Genomic DNA, 24,650 nt, shown 5'->3' on the forward strand with positions numbered 1-24,650 from the left:
AGTTCACAATAAGGCAAGGCTAACTTCTTGTGAACGAAGCAAAACCTCCAGCGGATTGACTTCTTCTGCCGCCGACCTGCCCAAGGCATGAACCCGCAGGGGAGTAGCTTTATCCGTGGATTCAACTGCCACGCAACTGAATCCACTCAGCCCGCCGGCCAGCGGCAAGGCGTTCAGGGCTGCACCCATGGCAAGGAGCTCCTCGGGCAGCATCCCTGCGATGCCCGACCTCCCGCTGGCAGGTTCGATCACGCTGTGGTTGGGGCCCGCAGCAATGGTCTCCACCACTGCGGCGAAGTCAGGGACAGGCTCGACGGCGGACCCCGCCTGACCGGCGGAACGCACCGCGGCCTCGGGCCGGGCATGGCGCAGCGCCTCCCGCATGGCGTCATCGGTGGCTTCCATCACGTGGTCAGGTTCCGCACCACGACGGTGGGCCGGCAATGCGAGCTGAAGTCCCGGCGTCGTGGTTTCTCCTTCCCAGCGCCCGAAAAGGTGGAAGGTGGGCGTCGACGACTCCGCCACGGGCTCGCCAACGGCCGAACCCAAGGGGTGCCAACGGTGAGCGAACATGATGGTGCAGCGCGTGGCGCCCAGCACCTCCCGTAGCGCAAGGCGCACCAAATGGTGGCAGTGGAGCCAATCGGCCGCTGAGGCGTGCGCGAATTCGGTGGAGGGATCGGAGAGCCGGACCAGGACGTGCCCGGCACTCAAGGGATGACGGGGCCGGGCGATCTCCCAAAAATCCGAACGGTACAGCAGTCGTCGCGACAAGCCCATGTCTATCCCTTCCCCGGGGTGAGCCTACCAAGCGGCGTCCACCAGGAGGGAGATTGGCGGGATGCGGCCCCAATGCTCGTTAAGGTTGGACGGTGGCGAAACTACTGGCAGACCTGACCCCCATCAAGGAGAGTCCCGCGTTCCGGCGGCTGTGGCTCGGAGCGTCGGTTGCTGCCATCGGTACCCAGCTGACGTTGGTGGCGGTGAGCCTGGAGGTTTACAGGCTCACCCAGGAAAGCTTCTATGTGGGCTTGCTAGGCATCTTTGCCTTGATCCCCTTGGTTTTTGCAGGGCTTTACGGCGGTTCCATTTCGGATGCCTACGATCGCCGCAAGGTGGCCATCATCGCCTCTCTGGTGCTGTGGGCCACCACCGCCGGCCTGGCCCTGCAGGCATGGTTGGAGATAGGCAACATCTGGATTCTATATGCCCTGGTGGCTATCCAAAGTGGCGCCCAAGGCATCAACGGTCCGGCGCGCAGCGCCATCATTCCGCTCCTTGTCCGCAAGGAACTCCTCCCGGCCGCGAACGCCCTGAGCATGCTGACCTTCGGCCTGTCGATGACCGCCGGACCCCTGCTGGCTGGCGTGTTGGTGGCCACCATCGGGTTCGGCTGGACCTACACCATCGATGTCATCAGCTTCACGTTCGCACTGTGGGGGCTCTTCACGCTCCCGCCACTGCCGCCCTCCAAGGATGCGGTGCGGCCGGGGCTGCGCTCCGTGGTGGAAGGGTTCCGATTCCTTGGGACCCGGCCCAACGTCCGCATGACCTTCATCATCGACCTCATCGCCATGATCTGCGCCCAACCCCGGGCCCTGATGCCGGCCATCGGAGCGGTCATGATCGGGGGAGGTGAAACCACTGTGGGCGTGCTCCTTGCGTCGACGGCCGTGGGCGCCTTCCTTGCCGGTCTCTTCTCGGGACCGCTCGGGCGTGTGCGCCGCCAGGGCAGCGCCGTGGTGTGGTCCGTGGCGGGATGGGGCGCCTCCATCGCGGGCTTTGGCCTGGTGGTGCTGCTGGCAGGGCACGCCGGCCGCGACGGGGTCACGCTGTGGCTGATTCCCGCCGCCCTGTGCTGCGCGCTCGCCGGGATCTCCGACTCCGTCAGTGCGGTGTTCCGCACAACCATCCTCCAGTCGGCCACGCCGGACCACCTACGAGGGCGGCTGCAAGGGGTGTTCATTGTGGTGGTTGCCGGCGGTCCCCGTGTGGGGGACATGCTCGCCGGCGGCCTGACCCAGTTCCTCAGCGAGGGAGGCGTACTGCTCCTGGGCGGAATCCTGTGCATTGTCCTGGTGTGGCTGGCTACCCGCATCCAGCCGGGGTTTGTGGCGTACGATGCGAAGCATCCGGTGCCCTGACCGGTAGCTGCCCTGACCGGTAGCTGCCCTGACGACGGAACATGACGACCGGCGTCGGCGTTAACCCGTAAGAACCCCTGCAACAGTCAACGAAAGCGAACAGTACAACGGTGCACAAACACAACAATGGACTCAAGACCGCAGCGCTGTTCGGTGTGCTGTGGGCGGTGTTGTTGGGTTTGGGCGCCATCATAGCCGCTGGGACCCGCAGCACGACGCCCATCTGGATCATGGCGCTGATCGGCGTCGGTACCACCGCTTACGGCTACTGGAACAGCGACAAGATCGCCATCCGTTCCATGGCGGCCTACCCGGTCACCGAGGCTCAAGCGCCGCAGCTGTACCAGATCGTCCGGGAACTTTCTGTCCGGGCCAACAAACCCATGCCGCGGATCTACCTCTCGCCCACCATGACGCCCAACGCCTTCGCCACGGGACGCAATCCCAAGAACGCGGCGGTGTGCTGCACGGAAGGGATACTGCATCTGCTCGATGCCCGCGAGCTCAGGGGTGTGCTGGGGCATGAGCTGATGCACGTGTACAACCGCGACATCCTCACATCGTCAGTTGCGGCCGCAGTCGCCGGCGTGATCACGTCCGTGGGGCAAATGCTGCTCATCTTCGGCAGCGGGGACCGCCGCAATGGAAACCCGCTGGCAACCATCGCGATGGCCCTGCTGGCACCTTTTGCTGCCTCGTTGATCCAGATGGCCATCTCCCGCACCCGTGAGTACGACGCCGACGAGGACGGTGCCGAGTTGACCGGAGATCCGCTGGCGCTCGCCTCAGCCCTGCGCAAGATCGAGTCGGGCGTCACCCAGTTGCCACTCCCGCAGGACCAGAAACTCGTGAACGCCTCACACCTCATGATCGCGAACCCGTTCCGCGGCGGCGGAATGCGCCGCATCTTCGCCACGCATCCGCCCATGAAGGAACGGATCAGCAGGCTGGAACGAATGGCCGGACGCCCACTCTCATAGAGACTCAGCACGTTGTGAAACCGCTGATCCGTTGCCGGCCAACGACGGATCAGCGGGTTCACGACGGTGGTGCGGCCAAGGCCTAGGCGAACAGTCCTTCTCCGATGAAGCCGCCTTGTTTGGCGCCCGGGGGAACAGCGAAAAGGCCTGAGCCTGTGTGCTTCAGGTACTCCACGGACAGGGTGTCTCCCTTGGCCAGCGCCAACTGCATGGGAACGTAGTGCGTCCGCGGATCCTTGACGAACGCAATGAAGAACAGGCCGGCGTCCAAGTGCCCCAGGCCGTCCGAGCCGTCGGTGAAGTTGTATCCGCGGCGCAGCATCCGGACACCGGCGTTCTGGTCGGGGTGGGCCAGCCGCACGTGGGAGTCCATGGGGATCAGCGGGTCTCCGTCGCGCCCGGCCAACGCGAAATCGGGGGCCGTGAACTCTTCCCCGCCGGACAACGGCGCTCCCACACCTTTGGTCCGGCCGATCAGGCCTTCCTGTTCCCGCAGTGACGTCCGGTCCCAGATCTCGATGTGCATCTGGATCCTGCGGGCCACCAAGTAGCTGCCGCCGGTCATCCACTGCTCGCTGGACCGGGTCCCCGGGGCAACCCATACGTGCTCGTCCAAGAGGGTGTTGTCTTCGACCTTGAGGTTGTTGGTGCCGTCCTTGAATCCGAAGAGGTTCCGGGGCGTTACCTGTGCCCTGGAGGTGGATGAAGTACGGCCAAAGCCCAATTGCGACCACCGGACGCGGACCTTTCCGAAGCCGATCCTGGCAAGGTTGCGGATGGCGTGAACCGCTACCTGGGGATCATCCGCGCAGGCTTGGATGACGATGTCGCCGCCCGTGCGTCCGGGCTGGAGATCGTCGCCGGGGAAGTGCGGGAGGTCGATCAGTGCTTCGGGCCGCCGGCCGTCCAGGCCAAAGCGCACCTTGCCGTTCTTCTCGAACAAACCCGCGCCGAAACCGAACGTCAGGGTCAGCTTCGCGGCGGGAAGGTCCAAGGCCTCGCCGGTGTCTTCCGGCGGGGCGTCGTAAGGACCGTCGACGGCCCCGGTCTCGCCCGTGGTTCGACCGGCCGTCATGGCCTCTGCCGCGGCTGTCCAGTCCTTGAGGAGCTTGATGAGTTCCTTGCGGTCCTCCGTTGTGACGTCGAACGCGGCCATGTGCAGGCGGTCCTGGGCGGGGGTGGTAATGCCCGCCTGGTGCACGCCAAAGAATGGCACGAAAGACTCACCCGTGGCAGGTGTAGCAGCCGACGCGACCGTTGCTGCCAGCGCATCATGCCCCAGGAAACCAGCTGCCAATCCGGCTACGGCCCCGGCGCCTCCCACTCCCGCGAGGGAGAGGAGGCCACGGCGCGAGAAGCGCGAGTTACCGCCTGAAGCAGTGGCTGCCGTACCGCCGTCGACCGTTTCCAGTGAACTTTCGACGCCGGCAGCCGCACCAGGGCGCGCGACGCCGGCGGCCTCAGTGGGGCGTTCGGCGTCGGCGGCGTCGCTGGTGTGACCGAAGGGGCAGCCGCTCACAGCACGACGGCTGCGGTGAGCTTGGAGAGCGGCTCACCCAGCGAGTCAACCAATGCGGCGAGCTGCTGGACCTGCTCCTGGCTCAGCTCGTTGTAGTAGGCGAAGCCGTCACCCTTGGCGTGCTTCTTCAGCTCGGCCTGCAGTGCGGCGAACTTCTCGTCCAAGGACTTGGCGAGCTCGGCATCCTTCTGCTCAAGGGCGGGCTTGAGGCTTTCGAATGCAATGCGCGCGCCGTCGACGTTGGCCTGGAAGTCCCAGAGATCGGTGTGGGACCAGATTTCTTCCTCGCCCGTGACCTTGCCGGTAGCGACTTCGTCCAAGAGCTCCTTGGCGCCGTTGCCAAGCTTGTCCGGAGTCAATTCCACGGTGCGGGTCCGTGCCACGAGGTCCTCGGTGTCCGCCACCAGCTGCTTGGAGATCGCGGCACGTTCCTCTGCCGTCATGGCCGTGTAGCCGGCCGGCGGGTACAGGTCCTTCTCGGCGCGGTGCCACCCGGTCCATTCCTGGCCGGGCTCGAGGTCGGCCTCACGTGCGTCCAACTTGGGGTCGAGATCGCCGAAGGACTCCGCTACCGGCTCAATGCGTTCCCAGTGCATGCGGGTGGAGGCGTACAGTTCACGCGCCTTGGCGGCATCGCCGGCGGCGAAGGCTTCGGCGAAGGCCTTGGTGCCCACAATGAGCTGTTCGGTCTGGTCCTTGACGTAGGAGACGTACTGCTGGGATCCGGTGTCCAGGAGCTTCTGGAAGTCAGCGTCAACGCTGGGCTTGTTGCCGGATTCGGTGACCTCGAAGGATGCACGGATGCCTTCGCCCTGCATTCCGGGCTTGCAGGCGGTGTTGTACTTTCCGGCCGGGGCCGTGACCACCAGATTGCGGGTGATGCCCGGACCGATGTTCTCCACTTCGCCGATGATCCGCAGGCCGTCCTCGGCCAGAAGGTAGAACTCGGTGACCTCAGTGCCGTCGTTTTTCACATTGAATGTCAGGTTGCCGCTGGGCGCGGTGCCGCTGGATACCTTGCATTCGCTCGCGGTGCTGCTGACCTGGATGGGACCGTCCGTGGCACCCGCCGTTTTCGTGTTGTCCGTGCACCCGGTCAGGACCAGGGGCACGGCGGCAGCGGCGCCGATCACGGCGAGGGCCTTGCGGAACATGGGAGAGGCGGGCCTGTACGTGCCAAGCATGGAGGTGTCCTTTGTCTTTGAGGTGGGGAGCATGTCTGTGGGTTGCGCCGCGATCAGGGCTGCGCGGTGACTGCGGCGCTGGAAGCCTTGCCCGCGGTCCGGGGAGGCGCAGAGCGGTTGGCCCGTATGTAGAGGAACAAGACCGGTATCACGTAGAGGAACCAGGCCGCAGCTTCCAGCCATGTGGTGGCCGGGGAGAAGTTGAGCGTGCCTTTCAGCAGCGTGCCGTACCAGGACGACGGCGGAATGGCGGCTGAGACGTCGAAGGCCAGGTTGTGCAGGCCCGGCAGGATCCCGGCTTCCTGGAGGTCGTGAACCCCGTAAGCGAGGACGCCGCCGGCGATGATGATCAGGCCGACGCCGGTCCACGTGAAGAAGCGGCCCAGGTTCACCTTCAGGACCCCGCGGTGCAGCAGGTACCCCAGGCCGGCCGCGGTCAGCAGGCCCAGGAGGGCGCCGAGCAGCGGGAGGGTGGTTTCGCCGGTGGCCTGCGCGGCAGCCCAGATGAAGAGCGCCGTCTCAAGGCCTTCCCGGCCTACGGCGAGTGCCGCTACCAGCACGAGGCCCCATGCGGCGCCGTCGGCCGCTTTGTCTACCTGGGACCGGAGTTCGCCACCCAGGCTTCGCGCTGTCCGTGCCATCCAGAAGACCATCCACGTCACCAGGGCAACGGCAACGATGGAGAGACCGCCACCGATTGCTTCCTGGGCCTCGAAGGTGAGGCCGCGCGGGCCGAACGTGAGCAGCGCACCGAAACCGAGGGAAACTGCCACGGCGAGTCCTACGCCGGCCCAGAGCCGCGGGATGAGGGACTTCCTCCCGGTCTTGACGAGGTAGGCCATTAAAAGCACCACTACAAGTGATGCTTCAAGGCCTTCGCGCAGGCCGATCAGGAAGTTGGCGGTCATGTGGGTTTCTTTCACTAAGGGGAGCCGTACTTAGGCTCGCCTAAGACTGAAGGATACTGCCCCTTGACTATTACGCAAACTATTCATGTGCTAATGAGCCTGTCCATTACGACAGACGGTGGAGTTTCGGGCAACGAAAAAGCCGGGATGCGTGGCCCGTTGGGCAACGTATCCCGGCTTCCTCCCGCAGCGCTGTGAAGCGCTTGCGCCCTTAGCTTCGGAAGTTGACGAACTGGAGATCTGCTTCGTCGAACTTCTTGAGGATGTTCATGGTCTCCTGCAGGTCATCACGTGACTTTGACGTGACGCGGAGCTCGTCGCCCTGGATCTGGGACTTGACGGACTTGGGCGCTTCATCGCGGATGATCTTGTTGATCTTCTTGGCGATGTCCTGGGCGATGCCCTCCTTGATGGTGCATTCCAGGCGGAACTCCTTGCCCGATGGGAACGGCTCGCCCTGGTCCAGGGACTTCAGGGAAATGCCCCGCTTGATGAGCTTGGACTGGAACACATCCAGGACGGCCAGGACGCGATCCTCCGAGTTGGCCTTCATGAGGATCTTTTCGCCGCTGAAGTCGATCTCCGCGCCGACACCCTTGAAGTCGTATCGCTGGGCGATTTCCTTCTGGGACTGGTTGAGCGCGTTGGCGACCTCTTGCTTGTCTACCTTGCTGACGACGTCGAATGTGGATTCGCCTGCCATGACTCTCCTTAGGTTGGGGGCCCTGTGAGGGCGGGTTGGTCTGGCAACCAGCCTAGTACGGAAGGCGCTACTTGGAACCGTGGACGCCTTTCACAGTTCGCTCACAGCACACACTTGGCTGGAACCGAGCGTGGAGGTGAAGAGTTGTACCTGTTGGAAGAGCACACCCTCGGAGGTAAGCATGAGCAACAAGGCCGTCCAGTACGTCAGCAAATCCGCTTCTGCCGCGGCAGGTACCTTGGGCACGGCCGCGGTGGCCGCTGCCAGTGCTGTTGCCGCTGCTGCTGTTGCTGCCTCGATCGTCCTGAGCCCGGTGCCTGATGCTGCTTCCCGCATGGACGGCGTTCATGCAGATCTACTCCGCGCCGTGCAGCTCAACCAGATCACGGCCGAGCAAGCTGAGAAGTTTGAAGCCAAACTCGCCGGCCGGATCCTCGGAGAAGCCTGAAATCCAGGGAATTCCGGGGCGTCGGGCCTCGATTAGATTCTTCGCAGAAAGTTCTGTAAGGTTATCTCTGCCTTCGGTTACCGGATCGAAAGAAATGGTCTCCGGAAGTGATCTTCTTTTGAAGTTCGGCAGATTACCCGAGCGGCCAAAGGGGGCTGACTGTAAATCAGCTGGCAACGCCTACGGGGGTTCGAATCCCTCATCTGCCACCCAAGGAAAATCCCCGGAACCACTGGTTCCGGGGATTTTTCGTATGTCGGGGTTTTTGTCGTGGCCGAGAGGTGTGCCGCTACCACCCACTTTGATTCTGCCGGCCGGGAGACGCGCCGCAAACCACGGCGTGTCAGGGGGCACGACTGTTCAAAGAAGGTGGTGACGGATCGGGCCGTCCCTTGTGCGGGTCTCCGAAGTGGCCGTCAGCGGCGCTCCGAGATCTTCCTGAGTTCTGCGATCTCCAGCCGCAAGGCCGCGATTTCAGTGACAAGATCGGCTATCTCGGCGCGCACGGGCTCCTCGGCAGCGGCGGCCTTCACCCCTGCTGCCGCGGCCACGCCCTCGGCGTTCTCTTCGATCCTCTGAACCAGCCAGGATGCGATGGATGCGGTCACGATGCCGAGGACGGCGATGCCGCTCATCATGAGGGCCGCCGCCACGATCCGGCCGATAGGCGTGACCGGGTACAGGTCGCCGTAACCAACGGTGGTGATAGTGGTGATTGCCCACCAGGCGGCGTCGCCGAAGTTCACGATCTTGGCGTCGGGGGCGGACTGTTCCACGTCGAGAACGGCCAATGCGCCGATGAGCACCAGCATTGCGGCAGAGCCGGCAACATAGGTGGCAACCCGGCCGCGCAGTGTTTCTCCGACAGTACGTTGCAGTACGGAGAGCAGCGTGACCAGCCTCAACAGCCGGAGTGGCCGGAAGAAGGGGAGCACAACGATCAGCAGTTCATGCAGGTTCCAGAGGAACCACCGCCCCCGCTGCTCGGCCAGCCAGAGGTTGACGAAGTAGTCCAGCGCGAAGATTCCCCACGTGATCCAGAGGACCACCTCGAAGGGCGCGGCCTCGGAGCCATTGACCCGTCCGATGACTTGCCACGCGTAGGCAGTGAGGAAAATCAGTGCGGTGGCCATGAGCGGCCATTCGACCAGGTCCCGGTATCGCGCTTGAGTCATAGGGGAATCCTAGCCACTGCAGGGACGGCGGCCCGGTGCCGCACGGCTCAGTCCTGGGGAAGCTCCAGCCAGTAACCGTCCAGGTGGTGCACCAGTTGGCGGCCAAGGCCACCCTTGAGCTGGACCCACAACGTGCTGTGGTCGTTGGTCATGCCGTCAATGGTTCCCTCGATGCGGTTCCCGCGGGCGTCCGCCAGGACAACGTTCTGGTGGCGGGCGAGTTCAGGCCAGACATCGCCGAGCGGCCTGGTGGTCTGCAGTGTGCTCACAGGGTTCTCCCTTGTGTATTCTTCGATCTTTATAAGTTCCAGACATTTTGCACGGGTTTCATGAACCGGTGGTAAACGTTTGTGCAATCGTTGGACATAAAACAGGCCGGAGCCCGTAGGGCCGTCCATGATGCGGCCACATGTTCCGCCCGAAGTTACCGGCGGGTAACATTGCTGGCATGCATCTGCTTCTTCGCACACTCATGTTGCTGTTCACCTCTGCCAGGCGCTCGCCGCTGGGTGTTTGGGAAAATTCCACGCTGCCCCTGCGAGTCCTGCCTACGGACATCGACATTGCGATGCACGTCAACAACGGCATGTACTTCTCCCTGATGGACCTCGGCCGCTTCGACCTCATGGTGCGCAGCGGCATTTGGAACAAGATGCGCAAGCGCGGCTGGAGCCCCGTGGCGGCCGGCGAAACCATTGCCTTCCGCAAGTCCCTTCAGCTATGGCAGCGCTACACCATTGAGACCCGCATCATCGGCCTCGATACCAAGGCCATCTACTTTGAGCAGCGCATGGTGGTGGACGGCGAGATCTATGCCCGCGCCCACATTGCCACCCGCCTGGTCGCCAAAGGCAGGCCGGTGACCCAGGAGGAGATCATTGCCGAGTTCGGCGCTCCTCCAGCGGACCTTGAGCTGCCCGAGTGGATTCACGAATGGCGTGAGAATAATGCGCTCCCCGGAGCCCGACGTCCCGCGCCGCACGTATGGTCGTAGGTCAGACACCCACATCCCGTCGCTGAAGAGCCACGCAACCCGCTGCGATCAGCGCCGCCGAGATGCTCAACAGCCCCACGGCTGCGCCCCAATCCGCGCCGTTTGTCACCGGTGAGTTGCCGTAGGCCCAGTGATAGGGGGACAGGTTCAGCAGCCAGTCCACGTCCGGACTCTGCCGGCCCACGGCATTGAACACATAGCCGAGGACGGCGACGGCGGCACCGGCCGCGATCCCGTAGACCTTCCGTCCGGTCAAAGCACCGGCACAGAGCGCGGCTGTCCCGCTGAGCGCTGCCAACGCCGCGAACAGCACCACCGCGCCGACGAGATGTCCGACGTCGATCCCCAGTTCCGAGGGCCTGTTCAGTAACAGGACAAGCAGGAAGACCAAGACCGAGAGAACCACTACCCTGACCAGGAGTGCCAGAGCCCGCTCAAGGACTACCTGGACGCGGGTTACGCTGTGCGCAAGTGTGAGTTCCAGCAGCCCTGACTCTTCATCTCCGCCGACGGCCGCCGCACCCCAACTCACTGAGGCCATGGACATCAATAGGAAGCCGATCAACCCGAACAAGGTGGCCTGGGTGTAGCCGGGCCCCGTGGCGATTTGGTCGTAGTTCAGGGCCTTGGTCATTTCCGGGGGCAGGGCGTTGATCAGATCCTGCATTTGCGAGTTGCCGCCGATGGACGGATACAGAGGCAGGTACAGCATGATCGCCGCCGTCAGCCCCAAGGCCCACGCGAGCGTGGAGCGCCACGAGTCTGTCATGGCTTTGGTGAAAAGGGGCAGGATGCTAGGCACGGTGGGCTCCTTCCGTGTGGTTGGCGGGTCTGGCGCTGTGTCCGTTGCCGGAGTAAGTGCCCGTGTAGAGGGTCAGCACGGCTTCCTCCAGGTCAGGTTCTTCCAGCACCAAGTCAGTGAGTCTGAGCCTGGCAAGCTCCTGAACCAGTGGCTGGATATGACCGGACAGGGTTGCGGTTGCCTCCACGGCCCCTGCCCTGTGACCGTCGGCTGGAAGCTCCCGCAGCACCACATTGGCGACGCCCGGCACCCGGGCCAGCAGCGCACCGACGTCGTGCGCATCCGTTCCGGTGGCGTTGAGCCTGAGCTGCCGGACAGCGGCCGTCCTGAGGGCCTCCACTGTGGAAATGGTCACGATGCCGCCATCGCGGAGGATGGCGACGGCGTCGGCGGCCTGCTGGACTTCGCTCAGGACATGGGAGCTGAGGAACACCGTTGCGCCACCATCTACCGCCTCACGGACCATGGCATGGAATTGCTGCTGGACCAGGGGATCCAGGCCGCTGGTGGGTTCGTCGAGCACCAAAAGTTCGGGCCTATGCATGAATGCTTGCAGCAGCCCCAGTTTCTGCTTGTTTCCCTTGGAGAGCTTGCGGGTTTGCCGGTCCAGGTCCAGGTCCAGCCGCTCGGCAAGCTGTTCGACATACCGGGGTTCCACAGGGCCGGAGATCGCAGCGAAGTGTTCCAGCATGCGGCGCCCGGTGGTCCTGTTCTCCAAGTGGAGTTCACCGGGAAGGTAGCCGATCCGACGACGCAGGGAAGTCCCGGCCCGTCTCGGATCCTGGCCAAGGACGGAGATGGTTCCTGCGCTGGGCCGGATGATGTCCAAGAGGCAGCGCATGGTGGTTGTCTTGCCCGCACCGTTGGGTCCGATCACCCCGAACACTGTTCCGGGTTCCACCGCGAAATCGAGTCCATGCAGGACTTCCCGGTGTCCGAACTTCTTGCGCAACCCCTCGACGACGATTGCCTGGGTCACGGGGCATGCTCCCTTCCTTTGTTGGTGCTTGAGTTGTTCCGCAGTGCGTCGCGGGCTGCCTCCAGGAACCGCGAATCCGTGTAGAAGCCGTGCGTGTAGATCTCCAGGGCGGGCAACGTCAGTTGCCTCAGCAGGTCCGGCCCGATGCCGTGGGGTTCGGGCACGTACGCGTCCAGCGCGCGGGAAAGGTGCCTGCCGAGCATGAGCATGGACAGGCTGTTGGAGGCAATGACGACGGCGGTGGTCCTGACATCGTCGACGTCCCGGATGGTGCCGGCCGCGATCCCGGCGTTGATGATGTCCTGGGTCTGACCCACGACGGTGTCGAAGAAGGCGTCGCCCGCTTCCGATTCATCGCCGAGGGAGCGGCGGATGTAGGCGATCTCGTCGGCGTATTGGTCCGGGTGGTTCAGGTAGTCCTGGATCAGTTGCCGTGTGGATCCGGGGTCGGTTTTCTCCCGGCCCTGGGTGGCGGTCTGGGCGAGGACGTGGTGATCGCAGGCCTCGCGGAGTCCTGCTTTGCTCCCGAAATGGTGGATGACCAGGCCCGGGCTGACGCCGGCCGCGGTGGCCACTGCGCGAATGGTGGCGCGGGAGAATCCATCGCGGCCGAAGAGTCCGATGGCGGCGTCGCGGATGCGGGCCCGGGTGGTCAAATCGTCTGCGCTTGAACGCATGTTTCATAGACTAAACACTTGTTCAGTTCACTTCAAGGGCTCATTGGCACTTGCTGGGACCAGGTTTTATTCCCGGTGACGCGGGAAGCGAACAGGGCGCACCTCCGCGGGACTTAGCGGGCCCGGTCGCGTACCGTGGAACCATGGCTACAGTTGACATCACTGGAGAACAGTTCGCATCGACCATCGAGGACAACGACATTGTCCTGGTGGATTTCTGGGCCGCGTGGTGCAGCCCGTGCCGCCAGTTTGCCCCCACCTACGGGGCTGCCTCGGAGAAGCACTCCGACGTCGTTTTCGCCAAGGTTGACACCGAGGCCGAGCAGCAGCTCGCCGCCGAAGCCGGGATCACGTCCATCCCCACGCTCATGGCCTTCCGCGAAAAGGTCCTCGTCTTCTCGCAGCCCGGAGCCCTGAACGGCCCGCAGCTGGAGCAGGTCATCGAAGCCGTGAAGGGGTTGGACATGGAAGAAGTCCACGCCCACGTTGCCAAGCAGCGCGCTGAGGCCCAGGAAAACTAAGAGACCAGCCGGCGAGAACGCCGGAAACGCGTCGAGGTCGCCGGAAAATTCCGGCGACCTCGACGCGTTTAAGCGATGTCGCAGTGTTCCGGCGGATTCGCCGGACCGAGCCTAGAGCCGAACCAGCTGCACCGGCTTTGCCAACAGCGCACTGAGGGATTCGTTCAGGTCCTGGACGGCGATGCCCTTGGAGTGCTTCTCGAGCAGTTCCTCGGATTCCCAGCGCTCGGTGAGGACAAGCTTTTCCTCGGTGGCTTCGGTCAATTCGTAGCGGATGCAGCCGGGTTCGTTGACGACCTCGTCGATCGCGATTTCCAGGGCGAGCTTCACGCGGAAGAACTCGCCGTCGTTGGGGATGAACGTGGCCTGCAGGTCAATGGGTGCACTCATGGTTTCAACCCTACCGGGAGGACACGGCGCCGCTGGAGGTGGTTACGGTTCTGTTGCGCGCAGTCCCTTGGTAGCGTTCCGTCATGTTGTCCTACACTGCCGGAGACACTGACGTCCCGCTGCTCGAAGAGACCATCGGCGCCAACTTTGAGCGAATCGCAGCCCGGTTCCCGCTACGGGACGCGTTGATCGAGGCCGCTGCCACCCCAGGTGGTGATGCCCGTCGCTGGAGCTACGAAAAACTGAACGACGACGTCGATCACCTGGCCCGCGCGTTGCTCGCCATGGGCGTGGCCAAGGGCGAACGCATAGGCATCTGGAGCCCCAACTGTGCCGAATGGACCATCCTGCAGTACGCCACCGCGAAGATCGGAGCGGTGCTGGTCAACGTCAACCCGGCATACCGGAGCCACGAACTGGATTTCGTGGTCAAACAGAACGGCATGCGGATGCTGGTGGCTGCGCCCTCGGACAAGAACAGCGACTATGTCGGCATGGCCAGGGAGGCTGCGGGCAGCTGTCCCGAACTCAGGGAAGTGGTCTTCCTCCCCGGTGAACCGGCCATCGGCCTCACGGCGGGCATCCCTGAAGCCGGCCACGAACTGACCTACGCCGAACTCCTGACCCGGGCGGACGGCGTCGGGCCTTCAGCAGTGCGGGACCGGATGGCCGAACTGGACCCGCACGATCCCATCAACCTGCAGTACACCTCGGGCACCACCGGCTTTCCCAAGGGCGCCACGCTGACGCACCACAACATCCTTAACAACGGCCACTCGATCGGGCGCCTGCTGAACTACACCGAGCATGACCGCGTGGTGATTCCGGTGCCGTTCTATCACTGCTTCGGCATGGTGATCGGGAATCTCAACGCGCTGAGTTTCGGTGCAGCCACCATCATTCCCGGCCGTGGCTTCAATCCTTCGGCTGCGTTGGAAGCGGTGCAGGATTTCGGCGGAACCTCGCTTTATGGCGTGCCCACCATGTTCATCGCCGAGCTCGCGCTGCCGGACTTCGGCTCCTATGACCTCTCCACGCTGAGGACCGGGGTCATGGCCGGCTCCCTGTGTCCCATCGAGGTCATGCGCCGCGTGATCGATGAGATGCACATGGTGGATGTGGCTATTTGCTATGGCATGACGGAAACCTCGCCGGTGTCCACCATGACCCGGGACGGGGACACCTTGGAACAGCGCACCACCACAGTTGGCCGGACCATGCCGCACTTGGAGAGCCGGATCGTGGACCCGGGTTCGGGCGAAGTGGTGGAGCGGGGAGTCATCGGCGAGCTCTGCACCAGGGGCTATGCCGTGATGAGCGGCTACTGGGGGCAGCCGGACAAGACCGCGGAAGCGATGGACGACGAGGGCTGGATGCACACGGGCGACCTTGCCCGCATGGATGAGGACGGCTATCTGGTGATCGAGGGCCGCATCAAGGACATGGTGATCCGGGGCGGCGAGAACATTTATCCGCGCGAAATCGAGGAGTTCCTGTACCTGCACCCCTCCATCCAGGATGTCCAGGTGATCGGAGTTCCGGACGAGAAGTACGGCGAGGAGCTGATGGCCTGCATCATCCTCAAACCAGGGGAGCGGACGCTGACCGCCGAAGACGTCGCGGCCTACTGTCGGGGAAAGCTGGCGCACTACAAGATTCCGCGGTACGTGGATGTCCGCGAAAGTTTCCCCATGACCGTCTCGGGCAAAGTGCGGAAAGTGGATATGCGGCAGGAGGCGGTGACGCGCCTGCACCTGTAGTGGGAAGGCGGGAAGCTAGTTGGTGTTCCGGCTGATCGTCCTGATGCCAACAACCAGCCCGACGGCGGCCGTCACCACAGCGGCCACCAGTCCCCACAGCGTGTCGATGCCGATATTCCCGGCAAACAATTCGCGCTCGGCGTTGACGAGATAGGTCAGCGGATTGAACAAGCTGGCCACTTTCATCCACCCGGGACCGGACTCAATGGGAAGCATGATGCCGGACAGGATCATCAGCGGGAAAAGGAGCGTCTGTTGCACGCCCCAGAAGATCCACTCCTTGTTCTGCGAGACGAGTGCCAGCGCGTAGGACAAGGCGCCCAGGCCGATGCCGAAGATACCCAGGATGACCAGCCCGAACAGCACGTGCAGAGGGTAGAAAACGAACCCGAACGGGATGCACACCACGGAGATCAGCAAACCCTGGACCACAAGCGGTGCCCACTCCTTCAGCGCCCGTCCTATCATGAGCGATGACCGGGACAGGGGTGTCGCCAGGATTCTCTCGTAAGAACCGGTCATGAGTTCGTACTGCAGGTTGGAACCGGTCATGGAAGTTCCGAAGAGGGCGATCATGACCACCACGCCGGGAAGGAACCACTGCAGCGTGGATTGGCCGCCGAAAGCGGGGGCACCTACGGTGGCCCCGAGCAGTGGTCCGAACAATCCGAGGAACACCAAGGGTTGGATCAGGGAGAAGATCAGCGAGAACGGATCCCGCATGGGAAGCAGCATTTCGCGCCAAAAAACAAACCAGGTGTCACTCAGGATCCGTCCCAGCCCGGGCTTCTGGAGGGTGGCGTCCCTCACAACAGCTTGGTCGATCATTAGACTTCGGCTCCTTCCCGCAGGCTGCGTCCCGTGAGCTCCAGGAAGACGTCATCCAACGTGGGCGGTTTCAATTCAAGCGACTGCGCGGGAGCGCCGGCGTCGTGCATGTCCTTCAAAAGCGCGGGCGCCAGCCGGGCGCCCTGTGCCAACCGAAGGCGGAAGCGGACCACGCCGTCGTACGTGTTTTCCACGACGTCGCCCTCGGCCGCCGCCCGGCCCAGCAGGCCCCGTACCTCCGACGCCGAACCGGCAGCGACCTCCACCGCGAGAAGATCGCCTGCGAGGTTGGCTTTGAGCCGGGAGGCAGTGTCATCGGCAATGATGGTGCCGTGGTCGATCACGATCACGCGTTCGGACATCGAATCGGCCTCATCCATGTAGTGCGTGGTGAGCACGATGGTGGTCCCGTGTTCCTCGCGCATCCGCATGATGTGCTCCCAGAGGTTGGCGCGGTTCTGGGGATCCATGCCGGTGGACGGTTCATCCAGGAACAGCAGGCCGGGGGAGTGCATCAGGCCCAGGGCCACGTCCATGCGCCGACGCTGCCCGCCGGAGAGCTTGATGACCGTGCGCTTGGCGAGGTCGCCGAGGTCCAGCGAGGTCATGAGGTCCTCGGCACGGGACTTCGCATCGGTGGTGTTCATCCCGTAGAAACGGCCCTGCATGATCAGTTCGTCGATCACCCGGTAACTGTGTCCGCCACCGTTGCCTTGGCCGATGTATCCAATCCGGGCACGCACGCCTGCGGGATCTGTGCTGACGTCCACGCCCGCCACAGTGGCAGTGCCCGAGGTGGGTTTCAACAACGTGGTCAACATGCGCAGCGTGGTGGACTTGCCGGCACCGTTGGGACCCAGGAAGGCCACGAGTTCCCCCGGGGCGACGTCGATGTCCACTCCCTTGACGGCCTCGACGGTTTCCTTCTTCACGGTGAAGGTCTTGGTGAGCTTGTTCGTGTGGATCACGGTCACTCCAAGGACTGCATGGACGGCTGGTGATGGCTCCTAGGCGCCACGCTATACCCGCCGGGGAAGGCAGTCCACGGCATTGCGGACAGCTCCCGTCCGCAATCAAAACTCAGTGCCCGCGGTGGTCCTGGACAGTCATCCGGGGGCCAAAAGCCGGTTTCCGGAAGCCGCTCAAGTACAGCATCCGGACCAGTCGCTGCCTGTGCCCGTGCCACGGTTCCAGGAGTTCGAGCATGCCGGCGTCGTCGGTCTTCCGGCCGGTCAGGGCGTAGCCCACGTAAGCAGCAAGGTGGTAGTCGCCCACGGAGATCGAGTCGGGGCAGCCGTGGGTCCGTTGGACCACCTCGGCAGCCGTCCAGATCCCGATGCCGGGAGTGGTCTGGAGCTTCGCGCCGGCCTGCGCCGAGTCCAGTCCGGCCAGCCGTTCAAGCGCGACGGCGGACTGCAGCGCCCGCATGACAGTGGCCGAACGCTGTGGTCCCACTCCGGCCTTGTGCCACTCCCACGACGGAATGGCCAGCCACTGCCGGGCAGTGGGAGGCACCAGGAGGCCGGTAGGAGCCACGCTGCCAGGGGCTTTGCTTCCGAAGCGGTACATCAAATACCTGTAGCCACGCCTTGCCTCCAAGGTGGTGACCTTTTGCTCCAAAATGGTGGGCACCAGGGAGTCAACCACCCGCCCGGTGGAAGGCAGCCGCACAGCCAGGTTCCGGCGTCGTGCTTCAGTGACCAGGCGCGGCAGCGTTTCGTGGAAGGCGGGCTCATCAAACGCCGACCAGTCGTCCCCGGCGCCCAACAGCCGGGGCACGCCAGCCACCGCATCCTCAGCTCCGGGTCCCCACGCCTGGGCGTCCACAAAGGAATCGTCGCCCGGTCCGCCTCCCGAGAGGCGTACCGTAACGGGGCCGGAGGGGGTAGTGAAGGCCATCCAATAACCGCTGGAGTGCGCCGCGAAGGACGGATCCGCGTTACCGCGCATGAGGGGAAACATGGTCTGGTCCAGGCGGAAGGAACTCCCCGGATGCCACCGAACGGCCGCATCTGCCGCGGCCGCAACAAGGGGCGGGGCGTCTGCGATGGTCATGTTTTCATGGTCCCATGCCCGGCTGACAATGTGCTCCCGGAACCCCTTACAGCCCGGGGGCTCCACGGCTAGACTCCGTGATGTGGCGTGGGTGGGCCGCGCCACAACCCAGGAACATACTCCAGGAACAAGGAGCGCCAATCATGGCCGCAATCGTGCATTTCGAGATTCCTACGGACAACAAAGAGCGGGCCAACACTTTCTATGAGAGTGCCTTCGGCTGGAACTTGAGCCCCATGCAGGGGATGGACTACACCATCGCCATCACCGCTCCCTCCGACGAACAGACAGGCACCCCGAAGGAGCCAGGAGCCATCAACGGCGCACTGTTCCCGCGGACGGACAACCTGAAGACCCCGATCATCACCATCGACGTGGACGACATCGATGCTGCCTTGGCGCAGGTGGAATCGGCGGGCGGCAGCGTAGTCCAGGCCAAGGACGCAGTACCCACCATGGGCTGGTACGCCTACTTCAAGGACACCGAGGGGAACGTCCTGGGCGTCTGGCAGACCGACACGTCCGCCGGAACCTAGTCCCTCGCTTCGGCCCAGTGCCCGCCCGGGCACTGGCCGAAGCAAGCCCCACAGCGGGCAGGCGGTAACTTTGTACCTATGAAGTACGCCCAGTCCGTGTTGGACCTCATCGGCAATACGCCGCTCATCAAGCTCAACCACGTAACGGACGGGATCAAAGCCACCGTCCTCGTGAAGCTCGAATACGTCAATCCCGGCGGTTCCATCAAGGACCGGATCGCCGTGAAGATGATCGAAGACGCGGAAAAGGACGGCCGGCTCAAGCCCGGCGGGACAATCGTTGAGCCGACGTCGGGAAACACCGGAGTGGGACTGGCACTCGTGGCGCAGCAAAAGGGCTACAAGTGCGTTTTCGTCGTGCCGGACAAAGTGGGCGAAGACAAGCGCGCCGTCCTGCAGGCGTACGGCGCCGAGGTTGTGGTGACGCCCACCGCCGTCGCGCCCGACAGCCCGCAGAGCTACTACGGCGTCTCCGACCGGCTGGTCAAGGAGATACCGGGCGCCTTCAAACCGGACCAGTTCTCCAACCCCGCCGCTCCCGGCAGCCACTTTGAGTCCACCGGCCCTGAGATCTGGCGCGACACCGACGGCCGGGTCACACACGTCATCATCGGTGCGGGCACCGGCGGCACCATCACCGGCACCGGCCGTTTCCTGAAGCAGGTCTCGGCTGACCGCGCGGAGTCCGACGGCGGCCGGGTCAAGGTCATCGGCGCGGACCCGGAAGGTTCGGTCTACTCAGGCGGAACCGGCCGCCCCTACTTCGTGGAAGGCGTTGGCGAGGACATGTGGCCCGCCAACTACGATCCTTCGGTGCCCGACGACGTCATTGCCGTTTCCGACGCCGATTCCTTCTCCATGACCCGCCGCCTGGCGCGCGAAGAGGGCCTCCTTGTGGGCGGCTCCTCCGGCATGGCCGTGGTGGCCGCGCTCCAAGCGGCCAAGGACCTGGACGAGTCCGCCGTTGTGGTGGTCATTCTCCCGGACTCCGGCCGTGGCTACCTGGGCAAGATCTTCAACGACCAGTGGATGCGCTCCTACGGCTTCCTCTCCGGCGGCGAAGAGATCTCCGTTGGCGAGGTCCTCAAGTCCAAGACGGGCGAAATGCCTGACCTGGTCCACATCCACCCGAACGAGTCCGTCCGCGACGTCATCAACATCATGAACGAGTTCGGCGTCTCCCACATCCCGGTCCTCTCACAAGAGCCGCCCGTGGTGATGGGCGAGGTCCTTGGAGCCGTGGACGAGCGCAGCCTCACCACCAAGCTCTTCCGTGGCGAAGCCAAACTGACGGACAAGATTGCCGAACACATGGGGGATCGCCTGCCCGTGATCGGCTCGCTGGAAACCATTTCCGCAGCGCGTGAGCTGCTGTCCGACGTCGACACCGTCATGGTGACCTTCGTGGGAGCCCCGGTGGGTATCCTGACCCGCCATGACCTCCTGGCCTACCTGAGCAACTAGGCGTCTTGCGCCTGATCCACCCGTAGAACGAACACAGAGGAGCTTCCATGTCTGCCAACAACGCCGGGTTCAACACGCGCGCCGTCCACGCCGGACAGGCCTTCGAGCCGCGGACCGGTGCCGTGGTGCCGCCGCTGCACTTCAGCTCCACGTATGCACAGGACGGCATCGGCAACCTCCGGTCCGGGTACGAGTACGGCCGTGGCGGCAACCCCACCCGTGATGCCCTGCAGGAGCAGCTCGCGGCGCTGGAAGGTGGCACGGCTGCGTTCTCCTTCGGCTCCGGCCTGGCCGCTGAGGACTCCTTGATCCGCGCCATTGCCCGCCCGGGGGACCACATCGTCCTGGGCAACGATGCCTACGGCGGCACGTACCGGCTGATCAACCGCGTGCTGGGCGACTGGGGCATCGGCAACACTCCCGTGGACATGGCCGACCTCGACGCCGTAGCGGCTGCCGTTGCCGCGAACAAGACCCGGATCGTGTGGGTGGAGACCCCGTCGAACCCGATGATGAAGATCACCGACATCGAGGCGCTCGCCGCTGTAGCGCACGACGCCGGGGCCCTCCTCGTAGTGGACAACACCTTCGCGTCTCCCTACTTGCAGACCCCGCTCGCCTTGGGTGCGGACGTGGTGGTCCACTCCACTACCAAGTACATCGGTGGCCACTCCGACGTCGTCGGCGGTGCGATCGTGGTGAAGGATGCAGACCTCGCCGAGAAGATTGGCTTCATCCAGTTCGCTGTCGGCGCTGTTTCCGGCCCCATGGATGCCTTCCTGACCACTCGTGGGCTGAAGACCCTGGGCGTCCGCATGGACCGCCACAGCGAGAACGGCCAGGCTGTGGCTGAATGGCTGCTGCAGCGGCCCGAGGTTGAGGCTGTGCTGTACCCGGGGCTCCCGGACCACCCGGGCCACGAGCTCGCTGCGAAGCAGATGAAGAAGTTCGGCGGCATGGTCTCGGTGCAGTTCAAGGGCGGCGAGGCAGCGGCCCGTACGGTTGCGGAATCCACCTCGGTGTTCACGCTTGCTGAGTCCTTGGGTGGCATCGAATCCCTGATGAACTACCCGTCGGAGATGACCCACGCTTCCGTGAAGGGCACCGAGTTGGCTGTTCCCGTCAACCTCCTGCGCCTGTCTTGCGGCATCGAGGAAGCCGAGGACCTGATCGCGGACCTTGAGCAAGCGTTCGCCAAGATCAGCAACGGCTAAAACTGTGGCTTCTTCTTCACAGGTGGTCTCCACCACCGGGCGCGGCTGGATCCTGACGGTGGCAGGCGCGCTGACCCTCGCGGTGGCCGTCTGGTTCCTTTACACCGACTATGCGCCGTTCCTGAACGACTTCGAGGTCTACTACTACGGCGGCGGCAAGGTACTTGAGGGCGGTGACCTTTACGCCGTCCGTGACGGTTTGCCCTTCACGTACCCACCCTTCGCGGCGCTCCTCTTTGCCGGCCTGGCAGCCATGGGCTTCTTCGCCAGCAGCATGGTGTTCGTGATCACCGCGCTGGTGGGAGCGGCCGTGGTGGCTGCCTGGCTGGCCCGGCACTACTTCGGCCTGAAGACGTGGCGCGCGGCGTTCGCCGACTACCGCTTCAGGACCACGGCGCTGGTGGGAACCGGAGCCATTCTGCTTCTGGGCCCGTGGCGGGACACGTTTGTCTTCGGGCAGATCAACATCATCCTGATGGGCGTCATCCTGCTTGATTTTGTGCTCCACGGCAAAGCCAGGGCGGGTGCCATCCGCTGGCCCGCGGGTCTGCTGATCGGCCTGGCAGCGGGCGTGAAGCTCACACCTCTGGCGTTTGGCCTCTACTTCCTGGTCCGCCGTGATTTCAAGGCCCTCGGGTGGATGGCTGCGGGATTCTTTGGTTCGATTGCACTGGCGTGGGCGATCCTGCCGCAGGCATCCTTGGCCTTCTGGACCCAGATCCTTCCTGACACCGGCCGCATCGGCGGGCCGGCGTACGTGGACAACCTCTCCGTGAAGGGTTTGTTGCTGCACTTCGGTATGCCGGATTCCACCGTGACCACCATGGTGTGGCTGGTCCTGTCGCTGGGACTCGCCGTGCTTGCAGCGCTCATCATCAAATGGGCCGTGGAGGTCGAGGAGAATTTCATCGCAGTATCGGCAACAGCCATCCTGATGCTCCTGATCAGTCCTGTGTCCTGGTCCCACCACTGGGTTTGGGTAGCTGTGGCGCTTCCCAGCATGGCTTTCGCGATGCACCGGGTACCGTCGCGTTCCGGCCGGATGCGCACGGCCGGATGGGTGATCGTGGCCTGCTCGACCGTTGCGTTCTATATGACCCCCAAGAACCTGGCCGTCTGGGCCGGGGCTGCAGAGTGGGGCAAGGATCCTCAGACCCAATGGCAGCTCATGGTCTCCAGCCTGGGCGTGGTGTGCGGTATTGCGCTCCTTGTCTACTGGGCGTTGGCCTACCGGCCCTCCCGTACCCGTGCCGAAATATCCCGCGCTCGTCCGCTGACCTCCACGTTCTACGGCGAGTAGGACGAACAAGGGCGGGATTCTTCAGGCGGATCTCGATGTCTGGCTTTCTTTAGAGAAGTCAGGTAATTTTGGCACCATGCCTTTACGTTCCGACTGGTCTGCCCGCACGTGCAGCCTTGCCCGCGGCCTCGACGTCCTCGGCGACCCCTGGGGGAGCTTGGTCCTGCGTGAAATCTTCTTCGGCAACGGACGTTTCGATGCCATCAAGCAGCGGCTCGAGGTGGCGGACAACGTGCTCAGCAAACGCTTGGGCTGGCTCGTCGAAGCCGGGTTGCTCACCCAGCGCCCCTACCAGGACGGCAGCCGAACCCGCCAGGAGTATGTCCTCACCCCCAAAGGTGAAGACTCACTGCCCGTCCTCAACGCCATCATCATCTGGGCGGAAAAGCACTTGGACGCCCCCAACGAGGTCTCCCACATGCGCGTCATCCACACCGATTGTGGACGGCCAACCTCGTCGGCAGATACCTGCAGCCATTGCGGCACCAGCCTCACCGCAGCCAACACCAGCTGGCACAGCTTCAAGCGCAGCGACCAACCGATGCCCCTGGCCGTCGCTCCCCGCGAATCGCACCAGGACGCTTCCCCCGAAACGGAGATCCCCGCATGACCGCTCCCGATGTAACAGGGACCCCCGCCGGCCAAACCGGGACCCCCACCGGCAAACGCCGCCGCCTCCACCCCGCCTGGATGGTAGCCGCCGTCGCTTTCCTGGCGTTGGTGGGCGCCGCCGGATTCCGCGCTGCCCCGGGTGTCCTCATGGTCCCGCTGCAGGAGGAATTCGGCTGGTCCACTACGGTGTTGTCGCTGGCCGTTAGCATCAACCTGGTCTTGTTCGGACTGACGGCACCCTTTGCCGCGGCCCTCATGGAACGCTTCGGCATCCGCAAAGTGACGTCGCTGGCACTGTGCCTCATCGGCCTGGGTTCGGCTTTGACTGTGTTCGTGAACCAGTCATGGCAAATCCTGCTGACCTGGGGCTTGCTCATCGGCCTCGGCACGGGATCCATGGCCCTTGTCTTCGCGGCGACCATCGCAAACACCTGGTTCGCCAAAAGCCGTGGCCTGGTCATCGGCATACTGACAGCCGGCAGCGCCGCGGGCCAACTGGTGTTCCTGCCGTTCATCGCCGCCCTGGCGCAGAATCCGGGCTGGCGCGGCGCCTCGCTGCTGATTGCCGCGGGGGCGCTGGCAGTGGTACCGCTGGTGCTGCGGTGGTTGCGGAACTCGCCTGCCGACGTCGGGGTGTTGCCTTACGGTGCTGAGGAGCCGGCCGCCCAAGCCTCCGACGCTGGAGCCACCGCGCCGTCGGCCGGCAAGCCCGCCGCTGTGGTTGCATCGTCCGGCTCCCAAGACTCCGCCAACGCCGCGGTCCGTGCTCTGCAGGTTCTCAGGCGGGCCATGAAAGTCCGCACGTTCTGGGCTTTGGCTGCCGGCTTCGCGATTTGTGGAGCCACCACCAACGGGCTCATCGGAACGCACTTCATCCCTTCGGCGCACGATCACGGCATGCCGGAAACCACCGCGGCAGGCTTGCTGGCCGTCGTCGGGATCTTCGACATCGTGGGAACCATCGCCTCCGGCTGGCTGACCGACCGCTTCAACCCCAAGATCCTGCTGGCCGTGTACTACCAATTCCGCGGAATCGGCCTGTTGGTGCTGCCCATGCTGCTGGGCTCCTCGGTTGAGCCCAGCATGATCATCTTTGTGGTGGTCTACGGGCTGGACTGGGTAGCCACCGTGCCTCCGACTGCCGCGATCTGCCGCTCGGTATTCGGTGCTGACGGCTCCGTGGTGTTCGGCTGGGTGTTTGCTGCGCATCAGCTCGGAGCTGCTGCCGCTGCGCTTGCTGCCGGATTCGTCCGCGACGCCACCGGGCACTACAACTACGCCTGGCTCGGCGCGGCGGCCATGTGCACGGTGGCAGCGGTCATCAGCGCCACCATTCGCAAGGATGCGGCCAAGAAGGAACCCGTGGCGGTTGCCTGACCGCGTTGCGGGGCCTGCTCTGCGCGCCATTCCGGTCCGGAAGCGCGCAGAGTGCTTCGGTGATCCGGAACGTCAGGGTC

At 64.1% G+C, this 24,650-nt stretch carries 26 protein-coding genes and 1 tRNA gene; 13 read left to right on the top strand and 14 right to left on the bottom strand.

Annotated features, from left to right (window positions below; translation table 11 throughout):
- Window positions 1-3 precede the first annotated feature (3 nt).
- Window positions 4-780: a hypothetical protein gene (locus ACFRJ9_RS12110; protein WP_377667999.1), complete on the bottom strand. Its 777-nt coding sequence runs from the start codon at window positions 778-780 to the stop codon at window positions 4-6.
- Between the two features lie 92 nt (window positions 781-872).
- Here ACFRJ9_RS12110 and ACFRJ9_RS12115 point away from each other — a divergent pair, with 92 nt between their 5' ends.
- Window positions 873-2,144 carry an MFS transporter gene (locus ACFRJ9_RS12115; protein WP_377668001.1) on the top strand — a complete coding sequence of 424 codons (1,272 nt, stop codon included), beginning with the start codon at window positions 873-875 and terminating at the stop codon, window positions 2,142-2,144.
- Window positions 2,145-2,254: 110 nt separating this feature from the next.
- A complete protein-coding gene (gene htpX / locus ACFRJ9_RS12120; protein WP_377668004.1) occupies window positions 2,255-3,124 on the top strand; it encodes a zinc metalloprotease HtpX in 870 nt (289 codons plus the stop codon).
- 82 nt (window positions 3,125-3,206) lie between these two features.
- On the opposite strand, the gene efeB is transcribed toward htpX, so the two are convergent.
- The 4 genes from efeB to ACFRJ9_RS12140 form a co-directional block, all read right to left on the bottom strand.
- On the bottom strand, window positions 3,207-4,643 hold the full coding sequence (gene efeB / locus ACFRJ9_RS12125; protein ID WP_377668007.1) for an iron uptake transporter deferrochelatase/peroxidase subunit: 1,437 nt from the start codon (window positions 4,641-4,643) through the stop codon (window positions 3,207-3,209).
- Window positions 4,640-5,827: an iron uptake system protein EfeO gene (gene efeO / locus ACFRJ9_RS12130; protein WP_377668010.1), complete on the bottom strand. Its 1,188-nt coding sequence runs from the start codon at window positions 5,825-5,827 to the stop codon at window positions 4,640-4,642. The genes efeB and efeO overlap by 4 nt, the downstream gene beginning before the upstream one ends.
- Before the next feature lie 53 nt (window positions 5,828-5,880).
- Window positions 5,881-6,735, bottom strand: coding sequence for an iron uptake transporter permease EfeU (gene efeU, locus ACFRJ9_RS12135; RefSeq protein ID WP_377668012.1), 855 nt, complete (start codon window positions 6,733-6,735; stop codon window positions 5,881-5,883).
- Between the two features lie 211 nt (window positions 6,736-6,946).
- A complete protein-coding gene (locus ACFRJ9_RS12140) occupies window positions 6,947-7,438 on the bottom strand; it encodes a YajQ family cyclic di-GMP-binding protein (protein WP_311214629.1) in 492 nt (163 codons plus the stop codon).
- Between the two features lie 181 nt (window positions 7,439-7,619).
- Here ACFRJ9_RS12140 and ACFRJ9_RS12145 point away from each other — a divergent pair, with 181 nt between their 5' ends.
- A complete protein-coding gene (locus tag ACFRJ9_RS12145; RefSeq protein WP_377668015.1) occupies window positions 7,620-7,886 on the top strand; it encodes a hypothetical protein in 267 nt (88 codons plus the stop codon).
- A 127-nt stretch (window positions 7,887-8,013) separates the two neighbouring features.
- Window positions 8,014-8,095 (top strand) — tRNA-Tyr (locus tag ACFRJ9_RS12150).
- 207 nt (window positions 8,096-8,302) lie between these two features.
- Here ACFRJ9_RS12150 and ACFRJ9_RS12155 read toward each other — a convergent pair.
- The gene (locus tag ACFRJ9_RS12155) at window positions 8,303-9,061 is read right to left on the bottom strand and encodes a potassium channel family protein (RefSeq protein WP_377668018.1); all 759 of its coding nucleotides are present in this window, start codon (window positions 9,059-9,061) and stop codon (window positions 8,303-8,305) included.
- Between the two features lie 47 nt (window positions 9,062-9,108).
- Window positions 9,109-9,330, bottom strand: a complete 222-nt coding sequence (locus ACFRJ9_RS12160; protein ID WP_377668020.1) for a hypothetical protein — start codon at window positions 9,328-9,330, stop codon at window positions 9,109-9,111.
- 179 nt (window positions 9,331-9,509) lie between these two features.
- Between ACFRJ9_RS12160 and ACFRJ9_RS12165 the strand changes: the two genes are divergently transcribed.
- The gene (locus ACFRJ9_RS12165; RefSeq protein ID WP_377668023.1) at window positions 9,510-10,055 is read left to right on the top strand and encodes an acyl-CoA thioesterase; all 546 of its coding nucleotides are present in this window, start codon (window positions 9,510-9,512) and stop codon (window positions 10,053-10,055) included.
- Window position 10,056: 1 nt separating this feature from the next.
- Here the strand turns inward: ACFRJ9_RS12165 and ACFRJ9_RS12170 are convergent, their stop codons facing one another.
- Genes ACFRJ9_RS12170 through ACFRJ9_RS12180 form a run of 3 tightly spaced genes read right to left on the bottom strand, consistent with a single transcriptional unit; the run spans window position 10,057 to window position 12,513 of the window.
- A complete protein-coding gene (locus ACFRJ9_RS12170; RefSeq protein ID WP_377668026.1) occupies window positions 10,057-10,857 on the bottom strand; it encodes an ABC transporter permease subunit in 801 nt (266 codons plus the stop codon).
- Window positions 10,850-11,836 carry an ABC transporter ATP-binding protein gene (locus tag ACFRJ9_RS12175; protein ID WP_377668028.1) on the bottom strand — a complete coding sequence of 329 codons (987 nt, stop codon included), beginning with the start codon at window positions 11,834-11,836 and terminating at the stop codon, window positions 10,850-10,852. The genes ACFRJ9_RS12170 and ACFRJ9_RS12175 overlap by 8 nt, the downstream gene beginning before the upstream one ends.
- Window positions 11,833-12,513, bottom strand: a complete 681-nt coding sequence (locus tag ACFRJ9_RS12180; protein ID WP_377668030.1) for a TetR family transcriptional regulator — start codon at window positions 12,511-12,513, stop codon at window positions 11,833-11,835. The genes ACFRJ9_RS12175 and ACFRJ9_RS12180 overlap by 4 nt, the downstream gene beginning before the upstream one ends.
- Before the next feature lie 143 nt (window positions 12,514-12,656).
- Here ACFRJ9_RS12180 and ACFRJ9_RS12185 point away from each other — a divergent pair, with 143 nt between their 5' ends.
- Window positions 12,657-13,034, top strand: a complete 378-nt coding sequence (locus tag ACFRJ9_RS12185; RefSeq protein ID WP_377668033.1) for a thioredoxin family protein — start codon at window positions 12,657-12,659, stop codon at window positions 13,032-13,034.
- A gap of 111 nt (window positions 13,035-13,145) precedes the next feature.
- Here ACFRJ9_RS12185 and ACFRJ9_RS12190 read toward each other — a convergent pair whose 3' ends face one another.
- The gene (locus ACFRJ9_RS12190) at window positions 13,146-13,424 is read right to left on the bottom strand and encodes a putative quinol monooxygenase (RefSeq protein WP_377668035.1); all 279 of its coding nucleotides are present in this window, start codon (window positions 13,422-13,424) and stop codon (window positions 13,146-13,148) included.
- An 83-nt stretch (window positions 13,425-13,507) separates the two neighbouring features.
- Between ACFRJ9_RS12190 and ACFRJ9_RS12195 the strand changes: the two genes are divergently transcribed.
- Window positions 13,508-15,184 carry an AMP-binding protein gene (locus ACFRJ9_RS12195; protein ID WP_377668037.1) on the top strand — a complete coding sequence of 559 codons (1,677 nt, stop codon included), beginning with the start codon at window positions 13,508-13,510 and terminating at the stop codon, window positions 15,182-15,184.
- A gap of 15 nt (window positions 15,185-15,199) precedes the next feature.
- Here the strand turns inward: ACFRJ9_RS12195 and ACFRJ9_RS12200 are convergent, their stop codons facing one another.
- From ACFRJ9_RS12200 to ACFRJ9_RS12210, 3 genes are all read right to left on the bottom strand, one after another.
- Window positions 15,200-16,012, bottom strand: a complete 813-nt coding sequence (locus ACFRJ9_RS12200; protein WP_377668039.1) for an ABC transporter permease — start codon at window positions 16,010-16,012, stop codon at window positions 15,200-15,202.
- Entirely contained in the window at window positions 16,012-16,980 is a 969-nt protein-coding gene (locus ACFRJ9_RS12205) for an ATP-binding cassette domain-containing protein (RefSeq protein WP_377668041.1), read from the bottom strand. The genes ACFRJ9_RS12200 and ACFRJ9_RS12205 overlap by 1 nt, the downstream gene beginning before the upstream one ends.
- 112 nt (window positions 16,981-17,092) lie before the next feature.
- Complete coding sequence (locus ACFRJ9_RS12210; protein WP_377668043.1) at window positions 17,093-18,067, bottom strand: DNA-3-methyladenine glycosylase family protein; 975 nt, start codon at window positions 18,065-18,067, stop codon at window positions 17,093-17,095.
- A gap of 143 nt (window positions 18,068-18,210) precedes the next feature.
- Here ACFRJ9_RS12210 and ACFRJ9_RS12215 point away from each other — a divergent pair, with 143 nt between their 5' ends.
- From ACFRJ9_RS12215 to ACFRJ9_RS12240, 6 genes are all read left to right on the top strand, one after another.
- On the top strand, window positions 18,211-18,603 hold the full coding sequence (locus tag ACFRJ9_RS12215; RefSeq protein WP_377668045.1) for a VOC family protein: 393 nt from the start codon (window positions 18,211-18,213) through the stop codon (window positions 18,601-18,603).
- Window positions 18,604-18,681: 78 nt separating this feature from the next.
- Window positions 18,682-20,067 (top strand): cystathionine beta-synthase, encoded by a 1,386-nt coding sequence (locus ACFRJ9_RS12220; RefSeq protein ID WP_377668047.1) that lies wholly within the window; start codon window positions 18,682-18,684, stop codon window positions 20,065-20,067.
- Between the two features lie 47 nt (window positions 20,068-20,114).
- Entirely contained in the window at window positions 20,115-21,281 is a 1,167-nt protein-coding gene (locus ACFRJ9_RS12225) for a cystathionine gamma-synthase (protein WP_377668049.1), read from the top strand.
- A 4-nt stretch (window positions 21,282-21,285) separates the two neighbouring features.
- Window positions 21,286-22,581, top strand: a complete 1,296-nt coding sequence (locus tag ACFRJ9_RS12230; RefSeq protein ID WP_377668051.1) for a glycosyltransferase 87 family protein — start codon at window positions 21,286-21,288, stop codon at window positions 22,579-22,581.
- Between the two features lie 76 nt (window positions 22,582-22,657).
- Window positions 22,658-23,191 (top strand): winged helix-turn-helix transcriptional regulator, encoded by a 534-nt coding sequence (locus ACFRJ9_RS12235; protein WP_377668053.1) that lies wholly within the window; start codon window positions 22,658-22,660, stop codon window positions 23,189-23,191.
- Entirely contained in the window at window positions 23,188-24,570 is a 1,383-nt protein-coding gene (locus ACFRJ9_RS12240) for an MFS transporter (protein ID WP_377668055.1), read from the top strand. The genes ACFRJ9_RS12235 and ACFRJ9_RS12240 overlap by 4 nt, the downstream gene beginning before the upstream one ends.
- Window positions 24,571-24,650 lie beyond the last annotated feature (80 nt).

Source organism: Paenarthrobacter sp. NPDC056912, assembly GCF_042786555.1.
Taxonomy (GTDB): Bacteria; Actinomycetota; Actinomycetes; order Actinomycetales; family Micrococcaceae; genus Arthrobacter.

Excerpts from the sequence above, each read along its gene's own strand:
- ACFRJ9_RS12110 (WP_377667999.1), bottom strand. The coding sequence starts at position 780 with ATGGGCTTGTCGCGACGACTGCTGTACCGTTCGGATTTTTGGGAGATC.
- efeO (WP_377668010.1), bottom strand. The coding sequence starts at position 5,827 with ATGCTTGGCACGTACAGGCCCGCCTCTCCCATGTTCCGCAAGGCCCTC.
- efeU (WP_377668012.1), bottom strand. The coding sequence starts at position 6,735 with ATGACCGCCAACTTCCTGATCGGCCTGCGCGAAGGCCTTGAAGCATCA.
- ACFRJ9_RS12140 (WP_311214629.1), bottom strand. The coding sequence starts at position 7,438 with ATGGCAGGCGAATCCACATTCGACGTCGTCAGCAAGGTAGACAAGCAA.
- ACFRJ9_RS12145 (WP_377668015.1), top strand. The coding sequence starts at position 7,620 with ATGAGCAACAAGGCCGTCCAGTACGTCAGCAAATCCGCTTCTGCCGCG.
- ACFRJ9_RS12155 (WP_377668018.1), bottom strand. The coding sequence starts at position 9,061 with ATGACTCAAGCGCGATACCGGGACCTGGTCGAATGGCCGCTCATGGCC.
- ACFRJ9_RS12165 (WP_377668023.1), top strand. The coding sequence starts at position 9,510 with ATGCATCTGCTTCTTCGCACACTCATGTTGCTGTTCACCTCTGCCAGG.
- ACFRJ9_RS12180 (WP_377668030.1), bottom strand. The coding sequence starts at position 12,513 with ATGCGTTCAAGCGCAGACGATTTGACCACCCGGGCCCGCATCCGCGAC.
- ACFRJ9_RS12185 (WP_377668033.1), top strand. The coding sequence starts at position 12,657 with ATGGCTACAGTTGACATCACTGGAGAACAGTTCGCATCGACCATCGAG.
- ACFRJ9_RS12190 (WP_377668035.1), bottom strand. The coding sequence starts at position 13,424 with ATGAGTGCACCCATTGACCTGCAGGCCACGTTCATCCCCAACGACGGC.
- ACFRJ9_RS12195 (WP_377668037.1), top strand. The coding sequence starts at position 13,508 with ATGTTGTCCTACACTGCCGGAGACACTGACGTCCCGCTGCTCGAAGAG.
- ACFRJ9_RS12200 (WP_377668039.1), bottom strand. The coding sequence starts at position 16,012 with ATGATCGACCAAGCTGTTGTGAGGGACGCCACCCTCCAGAAGCCCGGG.
- ACFRJ9_RS12210 (WP_377668043.1), bottom strand. The coding sequence starts at position 18,067 with ATGACCATCGCAGACGCCCCGCCCCTTGTTGCGGCCGCGGCAGATGCG.
- ACFRJ9_RS12215 (WP_377668045.1), top strand. The coding sequence starts at position 18,211 with ATGGCCGCAATCGTGCATTTCGAGATTCCTACGGACAACAAAGAGCGG.
- ACFRJ9_RS12220 (WP_377668047.1), top strand. The coding sequence starts at position 18,682 with ATGAAGTACGCCCAGTCCGTGTTGGACCTCATCGGCAATACGCCGCTC.
- ACFRJ9_RS12225 (WP_377668049.1), top strand. The coding sequence starts at position 20,115 with ATGTCTGCCAACAACGCCGGGTTCAACACGCGCGCCGTCCACGCCGGA.
- ACFRJ9_RS12235 (WP_377668053.1), top strand. The coding sequence starts at position 22,658 with ATGCCTTTACGTTCCGACTGGTCTGCCCGCACGTGCAGCCTTGCCCGC.
- ACFRJ9_RS12240 (WP_377668055.1), top strand. The coding sequence starts at position 23,188 with ATGACCGCTCCCGATGTAACAGGGACCCCCGCCGGCCAAACCGGGACC.